Raw genomic sequence first — 11,923 nt, 5'->3', positions numbered from 1 at the left:
GATAAAAAGGCATCCGGGCTTTTCAAACCTCAGGTGTTAAGAGCAAATCAACTATGACATCGCCCAGCAACCCAATGATTACTCGCTGCCCCAAGTGCGGAACTGCATTTCGTATCACCCAAAGCCAACTGCAATCCGCAAAAGGTGCCGTCCGCTGTGGCTCTTGTTTGCATGTATTCAAAGCTCAGGAATATTTGGTAACTACCCCGACCACAAAAACGGCAACCCAATCACAACCGCCGGCCACCCCAACACCCAAAACAGCCATCAAACCACAACCGGTTATACGGGTGATCGACAAATCCTCTCTGGATCAAACAGACGATATTCTTATCAGCGATGACATGGATGACACGAAATCGGACACCAAGAGCTACGAATTCGATGGCTTTATGGATATAGACATGGCGCCCAAACCAGAGGTTTCCCTGTTCGAACGCAAGTTACGCGATAAAGACCCGGAAGAGGATACCAACAGCACTGCCGATGAATCCTGGGCGGAAATGCTGATTGAAGATGAGGAAGATGACACACCTCAACTAGCTGTCATTAAACCCAAAACTGAAGAACAACTGGCAGATGACGAACTGGCCAGTAGCATGGCTATGCAAGCCGAGCCCTCGGCAAACCGCTCACCAACCACCAATCCCGGTCTGGTATTTAGCCTGGTAGGTGAACCCGAAGATGCACCACAACAAACCCGATCTGATGATGACTTAATACTGAGCGACGAACTGGCTAATATCCCCAGCCACCAAGGTTTCACTGCACCGGCAAATCACAATACCTCGACCACACCCGACCCCAAACTGTTTGCGGAGCCGGACGAAAATCCACCGCCCAAAGAAGAAGAAACGTCAAAACGCCAAGTAAAAACACAACCCAAGATACGCGCATATGACAACTCACGCTCGGCGTTATTAATGAACATCATGCCAGCACCTATTGAGTTCACTGCCAAACGCATGCGCCGCTGGTACCAAAGCAAGCTATGGCCGACACTCAGTTGTCTCGCCTTGATAGCACTGATAGTACAAGTGGGTTGGTTTAAATTTGATTACTTCAGCCGTGTCGAACCCTATCGCACAGGCTACGTATTTTTGTGCCCGTATATTGGATGTCAGGTACCTACATTGGTTGATACTAGCCGGATCATCACCTCCAACCTTTCTGTGCGGACGAACAAAGAGGTTCCCGATGCGCTGGAAGTGGACGTATTAATCATCAATAACGCCCCTTTTGAACAACCTTTCCCCGACCTGGAACTGGTGTTCACTGACATCAATGAAAACCATGTTGCGGCACGTCGCTTTACGCCCAAGGAATACCTAGGGGGAGAAATGGCCGGACAACAGTTGATGCCACAAAACCAAAAAGTTTATATCAGTCTAGACTTGGTAGATCCCGGCGCTGAAGCCGTGAATTACTACATCCAAATTGTCAGCAACCAACCATAAAGAATAGGACTTCCAAGGCAGCCACACTGGCTGCAACCCCGTGGGATACAGAATATGGAATCCGCTTTTATCAGTAGGTACATATCGCCGCTCCTGAAGCGCTACACCTCTTTTGGCCAGCGATACATCGCGGCGAGCCTCCTTTGCCTGATCCCACTCGGCACCTGCGCAAACACACAACCACCAGAACTGGCTACATCTATACCTCCTCTGGTTATCACCCATAAGCTCCCGGAACTAAACAGCAAAGAACGGATATTGCACGAAGTTGAAATACTGAAACTGGCACTGGATAAAACCACCAAGGAATATGGCCCTTATGAACTGCGCGGTATCCCGCCAATGAACCGCGCCCGCACGCTGGTTATGCTCAGCCATGACAACTACCCCAATCTGGTTCTGCAAATGAGCTACGAGGATGAGCTAGCTGAACAAGAAAAACTGATCTACATTCCCTTTCCACTGGATCGGGGCGCGCTCAGTTACCGGATTTGTTTTATGCGCGACGAGCTAAAAGAACAAACCAAAAACCTCACACGTATACATCAACTTAAACACTATGATTTTGGTGTCGGTATTGGCTGGAGTGATGCCAAAGTATTGCGCCACAACAACCTTGCGGTAGTCGAAAGTAGTAGTGTTGTTAACCTTTTTCGCATGACCAAAGCCGGCAGGATCGATTTCTTTTGCCGCGGCCCACTGGAATATTATTTCGAAGCCCAACACCAAAGTAGCCTGGGACTTAGCAGCGATGCCTACATGGCACTCTATTATCCTCTACCCAAGTTTTTCTTTGCCCATAAAAACAGTCAGGCAGCACTTAACCGCATCCAAAAAGGACTGGATATCGCTTTTAAAGACAGCTCTTTTGATGACCTATGGCGCAAGCGCCATATACAACCTCTACAACAGGCAAAATTGAAAGAGCGCAATATCATCAAAATGGAAAATCCATCGATCAAACACCTGGCTCGTGACTACGAAACCTACCTTTACGATCCAGTTAACCAATAAATCCCCCTCCTCTGCCCCAAATAATTATTTTTTGCAATACAAACAGACTAAAAAACGCTTTTTTATCGCTCAAAAAAACACCATTTTTTGTATTTTTTACATTCCCAACACCTGCCCAAACGGGTATTATGGCGACCCTTTTAAGCAGGGCTGCAGCACAAATTTTGTGCACTTTTTTAGCCGGTCATTGCCACAACCACGACACCCAATCACGTGTTTACTATTGGCTCCTATTGCATCGACAGTCAGGTTATTCTCGCGCCCATGGCAGGCGTTACTGATCGACCATTTCGGCAATTGTGTCGATCTTTAGGTGCAGGGTTGGTGATATCGGAAATGCTAACAGCTGACTCCACCCTGTGGAGTAGCCGCAAAAGCAGCTTACGGATGGACCACACGGGTGAAATCGAGCCGATTGCAGTGCAAATTGCCGGTGGCGACCCGGAGATGATGGCTGAAGCCGCGCGCCTCAACGCCGCTAATGGTGCCCAGATTATCGATATCAATATGGGTTGCCCCGCTAAAAAAGTATGCAAAAAAGCCGCAGGTTCGGCACTGTTAAAAGACGAACAACTGGTAACAGAGATTTTGCAGGCAGTAGTGAAATCGGTGGAGATTCCTGTCACCTTGAAATTTCGCACTGGCTGGAGCCATGAAGAACGCAATGCTGTGCGTATTGCACGCATCGCTGAAGATGCAGGCATACAAGCACTTGCACTTCACGGTCGCACCCGCGCTGACGCTTTTCTGGGTGAGGCCGAGTACGACACCATCGCCAGTGTAGTGAATGCTGTGAAAATTCCGGTATTTGCCAATGGCGATATAGATTCACCGCAAAAAGCCAAAACTGTGTTGGATCACACAGGTGCAGCAGCAGTGATGATTGGGCGCGCCGCGCAAGGCCGTCCCTGGATCTTCCGGGAAATTGCGCATTACCTGCGTACCGGTGAGCAATTACCCGAACCATCCCTGACAGAAATCAGGGATATTTTATGTACCCATCTGTGTGAGCTATACCGTTTTTATGGTGAGTTTATGGGGCCGCGTATCGCACGCAAACATGCGAGTTGGTATTTGCAGACAGTCCCAGGCAGCGAAGTATTTCGCAAAACCTTTAACGCTATAGATAATGCAGAAGAACAACAAACCAGCATTCAAAATTTCTTTGAACAGCTGCTTACGAAAGAGGAAAAAGCCGCATGAATACCGCAACTTTCTTTGCTGATGTAACTCCAGCACAAGCTGCTCCACAACAACCAACCCAGGCTCAATCGCTGCGCGGCTGCGTAGAGCAAGCAGTAGAAAACTACTTCAAACACCTCGACGGCCAAGACGTTAGTAATGTGTATGAAATGGTTCTCGCTGAAGTAGAAGCCCCGATGCTTGAAATCGTATTGAAGTACACCCGTCATAACCAAACACGCGCTGCGCAAGTATTGGGTTTGAACCGTGGCACTCTGCGTAAAAAATTGAAGCAATACGGCCTGCTGTAATTTCTCCAGCGCCGCATGGCACATAAAAAAGGGGGTGGTAATTCGTTTCCACCCCTTTTGCTTTTTAGCAATTCTTATTTTTTTGTACACCCGTTTTCCGCTTTAACTTTCACATCTACAACTTTCACATCTACAGGAATTGTGTATGTCTACTTCTGATCTTGTTGCCGTAAAACGCGCCCTTATCAGTGTCTCGGATAAAACCGGCATTGTTGAATTCGCCCAAGCGCTGCACGCCCAAGGCGTGGAAATTTTATCCACCGGCGGCACCTTTAAATTGCTGACCGACAACAAGATCCCTGCTATTGAAGTCTCTGACTACACCGGTTTTCCCGAAATGATGGATGGCCGCGTTAAAACCCTGCACCCGAAAGTTCACGGTGGCATTTTGGGGCGTCGCGGTACAGATGAAGCGATCATGCGCGAACACGGTATTAATGCTATCGACATGGTAGTGGTCAACCTCTACCCCTTCGAAAAAACCGTCGCGAATAAAGATTGTTCGCTGGAAGATGCGGTAGAAAATATTGATATCGGCGGCCCGACTATGGTGCGCGCCGCAGCGAAAAACCACGCACACGTCAACATCGTGGTTAACGCGGCTGACTACGCAACGATTCTCGCTGAGATGCAAGCCAACAACGGCTGCACCTCGTTAAAAACCCGTTTTGATTTGGCGATTAAAGCCTACGAACACACTGCTGCTTACGATGGCGCCATCGCGAATTATTTTGGCCGTATGGTTGAAGGTGGCAGTGCTGATTTCCCACGCACCTTTAATACTCAGTTCATTAAAGCGCAAGAAATGCGCTACGGTGAAAACCCGCATCAAAAAGCCGCTTTCTACGTTGAAAAAAATGCGCAGGAAGCCAGCGTTGCCACTGCAAAACAATTGCAAGGTAAAGAGCTGTCATTTAACAACGTGGCAGATACCGATGCGGCACTGGAAACCGTTAAATCTTTTGATGAACCTGCATGCGTAATTGTTAAACACGCCAACCCCTGTGGTGTAGGTGTTGCCGCCAATATTCTGGAAGCTTACGAGCTGGCTTACGCGACCGATACTGAATCCGCTTTTGGTGGCATTATTGCTTTTAACCGCGAGTTGGATGCAAAAACTGCCGAAGCGATTGTGTCCCGTCAATTTGTTGAAGTGATTATTGCACCCAGCATTTCAGCAGAAGCGCTGGAAATTACCAAAGCAAAACAAAACGTGCGCGTATTGGCCTGTGGTGACTGGGGCAACGAGCGCATCGGCGGCTTGGATTACAAACGTGTCAACGGTGGCCTGCTAGTGCAAGATCGTGACATGGGCGTTATCGCCGCTGACGATCTTAAAATCGTCACCAAACGCGCTCCCACTGAAGCAGAAATTCGCGATTTATTATTCGCCTGGAAAGTGGCCAAGTTTGTTAAATCCAACGCGATTATTTATGCAAAAGACAATCGCACCATTGGTGTAGGCGCAGGCCAAATGAGCCGTGTTAACTCTGCCCGTATCGCTGCGATTAAAGCTGAGCACGCTGGCCTGCAAGTGGCTGGTTCGGTTATGGCATCCGATGCCTTCTTCCCCTTCCGTGATGGTATAGATAACGCCGCCAAAGTCGGTATAGCTGCCGTGATTCAACCCGGCGGTTCAATGCGCGATGAAGAAGTGATCGCCGCCGCTGACGAACACAGCATGGCAATGGTATTTACCGGTATGCGTCACTTCCGTCATTAATAACCAGATTATTAATCAATTGCGATATTGCTTTTGTAGGTTGGCGGTGAGCTTGCGAACCCCAACATTGGTTACAGCTACAGGGTCATGTTGGAGTTCACTCCTCACCCCAACCTACATGAACAACTTAAAAAGATATTAATTTTATGAACGTATTAATTATTGGCAGCGGCGGCCGCGAACATGCGCTCGCCTGGAAAGCTGCACAAAACGCGCAAGTCGAAACAGTATTTGTTGCTCCAGGCAATGCCGGCACAGCGCTGGAAGCAAAATTGCAAAATGTCGCCATCGACGTTTTGAATTTTGAAGCACTCGCTAATTTTGCTGAACAAAACAATGTCGGCTTAACCATTGTTGGCCCCGAAGTGCCACTGGTTGCCGGTGTGGTGGATTATTTCCAGGAGCGCAATTTATTGTGTTTTGGCCCAAGCAAAGGCGCGGCACAATTAGAAGGCTCAAAAGCGTTCACCAAAGACTTTCTTGCCCGTCACAAAATTCCTACCGCCGATTACCAAAATTTTGTCGAAGTAGAACCTGCCCTCGCCTACCTGCGTGAAAAAGGCGCTCCGATTGTGATTAAAGCTGACGGCCTCGCGGCGGGCAAAGGGGTAATCGTTGCCGAAACCCTGCAACAAGCCGAAGACGCCGTGCGCGATATGCTATCAGGCAATGCCTTTGGTGATGCCGGTTGCCGCGTGGTGATTGAAGAATTTTTAGCGGGTGAAGAAGCCAGCTTTATCGTGATGGTCGATGGCAAAAATGTATTGCCCATGGCAACCAGCCAGGATCACAAACGTGTTGGCGATGGCGATACCGGCCCCAATACCGGCGGAATGGGTGCTTATTCGCCCGCCCCTGTTGTCACGCAAGCGGTTCATGACCGAGTGATGAAAGAAATCATTTACCCCACCGTGAATGGCATGGCTGCCGAAGGCAACACCTACGTTGGCTTTTTGTACGCGGGTTTGATGATTGACGCCTCGGGCACACCCAAAGTGATTGAGTACAACTGCCGTTTTGGTGACCCGGAAACCCAACCCATAATGCTGCGTTTGCAATCGGACTTGGTAGAGCTGTGTTTAGCAGCACTCAAGGGCGATTTGCATAACACTACGGCTAATTGGGATCCACGCGCATCGGTTGGTGTAGTACTGGCCGCTGGCGGCTACCCCGAGGCTTATGACAAAGGCGATATTATTTCCGGCTTGCCAACTCAGGAAGTGGCGGGCGAAAAAGTATTCCACGCCGGCACCGCTGAAAAAGATGGCAACACAGTGACTAACGGCGGCCGCGTACTCTGTGCAACGGCACTGGGCAATAGCGTGCAGGAAGCACAGCAACGCGCTTATCAATTAGCGCAGCAGATTAGCTGGAAAGGCATGTTCTATCGTAAAGATATTGCATACCGTGCCATCGCCCGTGAGAAAAACTGATCCCACGTTTTCGGTTGTAGTAAAAAAACCCGCAGTGATGCGGGTTTTTATTGGGCGCACTAATAGGTCAATTCACACAACATCACCAAACCGTTTATAGTGGCCCTCACAGCAAAGGATAATTAACGCATGCTTGCCACCTTAATCAGTCACCCCGCTTGTCATGACCATCACATGCCCGATGGGCATCCGGAATGTCCTGCGCGTATTGATGCTATTGCAAATCAATTATTAGCCAGTGGTATCGATGCATTACTGTACCAACGTGATGCCATTGAAGTTACCGACGCACAATTACAACGTGTTCACACTGCCGAATACATCCAGCAAATTACTGCGGCAACGCCAAAAACCGGTGCAATTTTTTATGCAGATGATGTCTATCTTTCACCCAAAACATTAATAGCCGCGCGATATGCAGCAGGCGCTGCAGTCATGGGTGTAGATATGGTCATGCGCGGCGAAACAGATGCAGTTTTTTGCAATGTTCGTCCACCTGGCCATCATGCAGAACATAACCGGGCGATGGGTTTTTGCATTTTCAATAATGTTGCCGTTGCTGCTGCACACGCTATTCATGAATATGGACTGGAACGAGTGGCGATAGTGGATTTTGATGTGCACCATGGCAATGGAACACAGGATATTTTTTTAAATGAGCCTCGGGTGTTATTCTGCTCCAGCTTCCAATATCCCTTTTACCCTCACACTAACATTGATGATGTGCCAAAAAACATCATCAATACTCCATTACCCGCGACCTGTCGCAGCCAGGAGTTTCGCGATGCAATCAGCGCACAATGGTTTCCCGCGCTGGAAAACTTCAAGCCGCAAATGATTTTTATTTCTGCAGGTTTTGATGCTTACATCGATGACGATATGTCATCTATCAGTTTATTCGAACAAGATTATTTTTGGATTACGCAGCAGCTTCGTCAATTAATGGATAAAAGCAAAACCAATCCGCAACACGAACAATGCAAAGGGATTATCTCCACATTGGAAGGCGGTTACGATCTGTTAGGCTTGGGCCGCTGTGCTCTTGCCCATATCAAAGCGCTGGCAAAACTATAAAAAAAACATTTTCACGGATGGGTGTTGTCGGTTTCATGTAAATTAAGGGACATATCAATCAAGCCATCTTCCCGATTAAATCTTACAGAAAAACCCAATTTTCTGGCGAGATTAGCCATGCCGGAATTTTCCAGCATTGTGCAGCCTATTAATGTGGGTGTTCCTTGCGCACGGCAATAATCAATCATTTTCTGCAACAAGCGCCCACCCAGCCCTATACCCTTTAATTCACTGCGCACCGCCATGGCAAATTCAGCCTGGGTATTATCAGGATCAATCTGCACACGCACCACGCCCAATATTTTTTCCTGTTGGTCATCATTGGCGACTGCAATAAATGCCATTTCGCGCGCGTAATCTATTTGCGCCAAACGCGCCATTTGTTCGTGAGAAAACTGGGGTAGCTCGGCGAAATAACGTTTGTACCGATCTTCTTTACTTTGCGAATTATCAAACACCTGCAAATTTAATTCATCTTCCGGGCGAATAGGCCGCAGTAATATCTTGCGTTGATCGCGCAATACGAACGTCTCTTCCAACTCTTTCGGATACGGGCGAATCGCCAGTGGGCAACTATTTTTTTCAGCAGAAATATCAATACTCACATCCAATACGTGAATATCTTCACCAGCCGCAAGCACAGGATTAATCAGCAAATTATGAACGGCCTGATGATCAATCACAATCTGGCTAATTTGCGTCAAGAACAAACACAATGAGGGCATATCCAATGGCACATATAATTCACGCTCGCGAATTTTTCCTTCAGCAAGCGCCTGTATTACCATGTAGCGAGCCAATGCCATATTTAACGGAGGTAAAGCAACTACTGCATTGCGGCGTATACTCCAATGGCTGGCCGCTTCACCCAATAAAATCACAGGGCCAAACACCGGATCTATTTGTACTTGCACACGTAAAGGATAAGCGCCTTTACGCTGCGAGCCAGGCATATCGATCGATTCATTTTGCGTTTTAATGCCGTAATCCTTTAATAACGCCAAAGCCTCAATGGAAGTGAGTTGATTGCGATTTTCGTCCAATGCTTTCGCAATAATAGTTTGTGCAGTATGCGGCTGATAAGGAACTTTATCGCTAATTGATTCAGGAGTTTCAGACAAGAGTTTTTGGTTGCGCCGATATTGCACCATGTGCATAAAAGCCCCTACCGCTCCCTCTGGAGTACGGAAAGAAGCAATATTGGCATCAGCAAAACGCAAACGTGCATTTTGTGCAGCATCCTCTCCCATCCAATTAGCAAAAATATTGGGTTTTCGTCCATTATAATTTTTATAGGTATTAATTATTGCATCTGCATAAATTTCACCAGGAGTTAACGCTGAAGGGGCCTGCATGATCAAAATATTTTCAATGCTGTTGCTCTGCAACAATACCTGAATCACTTTTTGATAGGTTTCCGGTGATGCATCACCCAACAAATTGATTGGGTTGGTAGCTCGACCACCACCATGAATTAAAGGTTGCAGCTGCGCAACGACACTTTCATCAAGCGTTGCCAAACGCCCTCCACGCTGCAAAAGTGCATCAACTGCCATTGCACAAGGACCATTGCCGTTAGCAATAATCACCAATTGCTCGCTGTAAATAGGCTTACCATTAGCCAGTGTTTCTACCGCTGCCAGAAGCTCACGTAAATCACCTACACGCAACATACCTGCACGCCGAAATGCCGCATCGTATACTGCATCATTACCTATTTTCTCAGGAGGTAATCGCGATGTAAGCGCACTACTCTCTGCATAAATTCCCGCTTTGATAACCAAAATAGGTTTATTAAAAGAAGCTGCACGAGCGGCAGACATAAACGCACGTCCATTGTGAATTGCGTCTATGTACAACAAGATCGCCGATGTCTGCGAATCGCGTCCGAGGTAATCAAGAATTTCATCGAAGTCGATATCAATTCCTTCGCCGAGTGAAATGAATTGCGAAAAACCAATACGACGACGACGCGCCCAATCCAATAAAGTAACGCAAACCGCAGACGATTGTGATACCACTGCAATTTTTCCTGGTAAAGCATTGATATGCGCATAACTCGCATTCAACCCTAACGCAGGAATAATAATACCAAGCGAATCAGGCCCCAAAATTCGCACACCCCACTCTTTGGCAATGGCAAGCATTTGCTCTTGTAAATTGGTGCCTTGCGCGGTAAATAAATTATCCAAGCCTGCAGCAATGACAATCGCATTACGCGTACCTTTGCGTCCCAGTTGCGAAATAATGGCAGGTACACGTGTGGCGCGTGTACAAATGATCGCAAGATCAGGAACTATAGGTAATTCATCAATTGAGCGATAAGCTAATACACCATTCACCGATTTATAGTGCGGTGTAACAGGCATAATGGGGCCATCAAATTGCCCTTGCAATAAATTACGCATCACCGCATTACCGGGGCGATTAGGCTGATTCGACGCACCAATCACAGCAATGGATTGAGGATTTAAGAGTTGCTCAACACTTTTTACGCTCATAAAATTTACTGCTGTCTTTATGGATTTTCTTCATCATCAATTTTTTGTAAGCTCAATTCACCAAAACTGGTTGCCGATACGTTGGATACCGGTTGCGGTGATGATTCAACAACGGTTTCACTTTTGGGCACTGCAACACCATCAGTCGCCAACTTGATTCGCAAGCGTAAATTATTGGGCGAATCAGCATTGGCAATAGCATCATCAAAGCTCACCTTGCCTGCCATAAACAATTTAAAAATCGCTCCATCAAATGTTTGCATGCCAAGGTTTTCAGACTTTTCCATTATCTCTTTAATTTCAGTAAAACGTCCTTTTAATATCAACTCTTGAATGGTTTTGGTACCCAACAACACCTCAACAGCGGCGCAGCGTTTTCCATCTACAGTTGGCAAGAGTCGTTGCGACACAAATGCACGTAAATTTTGCGAAAGCCCCATTAACAATTGCGGACGTCGCTCTTCGGGAAATAAATTGACAATGCGCTCCAACGCCTGATTAGCATTGTTTGCATGCAGAGTTGAAATAGCCAAGTGCCCGGTTTCTGCAAACTCCAATGCATGCTCCATGGTTTCGCGATCACGAATTTCGCCAATCAAAATCACATCAGGAGCTTGGCGCAGGGTATTTTTGAGGGCGGCTTTATAACTACGCGTATCAACACCGACTTCGCGTTGATTGATAACACTGCGCTTATGTTTGTGTACAAATTCCACAGGATCTTCAATCGTAATAATGTGACCGCCACTCGATGAGTTGCGATGATCAATCAGCGCTGCAAGTGATGTCGATTTACCTGAGCCCGTACCACCAACAAACAGAACCAAGCCGCGCTTGGTCATAATCACATCTTTTAAAATATCGGGCAGCCCCAGCGCATCAAATTGTGGAATATCAGTTTTGATATTGCGTGCAACTATCGCCACTTCATTGCGCTGTTTAAAAATATTGATGCGAAAGCGACCCACACCGTGAATGGAAATCGCCAAATTCATTTCCAATTCGTGCGCAAATACTGCGCGCTGCTCTTCATCCATAATCGCATTGGCGATGGACTCTATTTCGCCCGGCTTAAAAGCCTCAGTAGCAAGTGGCTTTAATACACCTTGAAATTTTGCGCACGGCGGCGCACCTGTGCTCAGGTATAAATCAGAACCGTCCTTTTTGGCGAGGATATTTAGATATTGGTCGATAGGGGTTGCCATCAATACTTCCTCCAGAAACAAGG

Annotated in this window: 10 protein-coding genes; 7 read left to right on the top strand and 3 right to left on the bottom strand. The window is 47.2% G+C overall.

Going from position 1 to position 11,923, the window contains the following annotated elements; all coding sequences use genetic code 11:
- Nucleotides 1-53 precede the first annotated feature (53 nt).
- Nucleotides 54-1,457, top strand: coding sequence for a DUF3426 domain-containing protein (locus B2739_RS13740; protein ID WP_331346420.1), 1,404 nt, complete (start codon nt 54-56; stop codon nt 1,455-1,457).
- 54 nt (nt 1,458-1,511) lie between these two features.
- On the top strand, nt 1,512-2,471 hold the full coding sequence (locus tag B2739_RS13735) for a hypothetical protein (RefSeq protein WP_331346419.1): 960 nt from the start codon (nt 1,512-1,514) through the stop codon (nt 2,469-2,471).
- Here B2739_RS13735 and B2739_RS13730 read toward each other — a convergent pair.
- Nucleotides 2,461-2,643: a hypothetical protein gene (locus B2739_RS13730; protein ID WP_331346418.1), complete on the bottom strand. Its 183-nt coding sequence runs from the start codon at nt 2,641-2,643 to the stop codon at nt 2,461-2,463. The genes B2739_RS13735 and B2739_RS13730 overlap by 11 nt on opposite strands.
- Before the next feature lie 41 nt (nt 2,644-2,684).
- On the opposite strand from B2739_RS13730, the gene dusB reads away from it, so the two are divergent.
- The 5 genes from dusB (at nt 2,685) to B2739_RS13705 (ending at nt 8,194) form a co-directional block, all read left to right on the top strand.
- Nucleotides 2,685-3,674: a tRNA dihydrouridine synthase DusB gene (dusB, locus tag B2739_RS13725; protein WP_331346417.1), complete on the top strand. Its 990-nt coding sequence runs from the start codon at nt 2,685-2,687 to the stop codon at nt 3,672-3,674.
- A complete protein-coding gene (fis, locus tag B2739_RS13720; RefSeq protein ID WP_331346416.1) occupies nt 3,671-3,964 on the top strand; it encodes a DNA-binding transcriptional regulator Fis in 294 nt (97 codons plus the stop codon). Before dusB ends, fis begins: the two co-directional genes overlap by 4 nt.
- A 145-nt stretch (nt 3,965-4,109) precedes the next feature.
- Nucleotides 4,110-5,687, top strand: a complete 1,578-nt coding sequence (gene purH / locus B2739_RS13715; protein ID WP_331346415.1) for a bifunctional phosphoribosylaminoimidazolecarboxamide formyltransferase/IMP cyclohydrolase — start codon at nt 4,110-4,112, stop codon at nt 5,685-5,687.
- A 146-nt stretch (nt 5,688-5,833) separates the two neighbouring features.
- Complete coding sequence (gene purD / locus B2739_RS13710) at nt 5,834-7,120, top strand: phosphoribosylamine--glycine ligase (RefSeq protein ID WP_331346414.1); 1,287 nt, start codon at nt 5,834-5,836, stop codon at nt 7,118-7,120.
- 129 nt (nt 7,121-7,249) lie between these two features.
- Entirely contained in the window at nt 7,250-8,194 is a 945-nt protein-coding gene (locus B2739_RS13705) for a histone deacetylase family protein (RefSeq protein WP_331346413.1), read from the top strand.
- An 11-nt stretch (nt 8,195-8,205) separates the two neighbouring features.
- Here B2739_RS13705 and B2739_RS13700 read toward each other — a convergent pair whose 3' ends face one another.
- Together B2739_RS13700 and B2739_RS13695 are read right to left on the bottom strand one after the other, a co-directional pair.
- Complete coding sequence (locus tag B2739_RS13700) at nt 8,206-10,695, bottom strand: bifunctional acetate--CoA ligase family protein/GNAT family N-acetyltransferase (RefSeq protein WP_331346412.1); 2,490 nt, start codon at nt 10,693-10,695, stop codon at nt 8,206-8,208.
- A gap of 17 nt (nt 10,696-10,712) precedes the next feature.
- On the bottom strand, nt 10,713-11,900 hold the full coding sequence (locus B2739_RS13695; protein ID WP_331346411.1) for a PilT/PilU family type 4a pilus ATPase: 1,188 nt from the start codon (nt 11,898-11,900) through the stop codon (nt 10,713-10,715).
- Nucleotides 11,901-11,923: the final 23 nt, after the last annotated feature.

This window comes from Cellvibrio sp. UBA7661, assembly GCA_002483365.1.
In the GTDB taxonomy this organism is placed as follows: Bacteria; Pseudomonadota; Gammaproteobacteria; order Pseudomonadales; family Cellvibrionaceae; genus Cellvibrio.
Note: the sequence above shows the minus strand (reverse complement) of the source record. Positions and strands in the feature narration are given on the sequence as shown.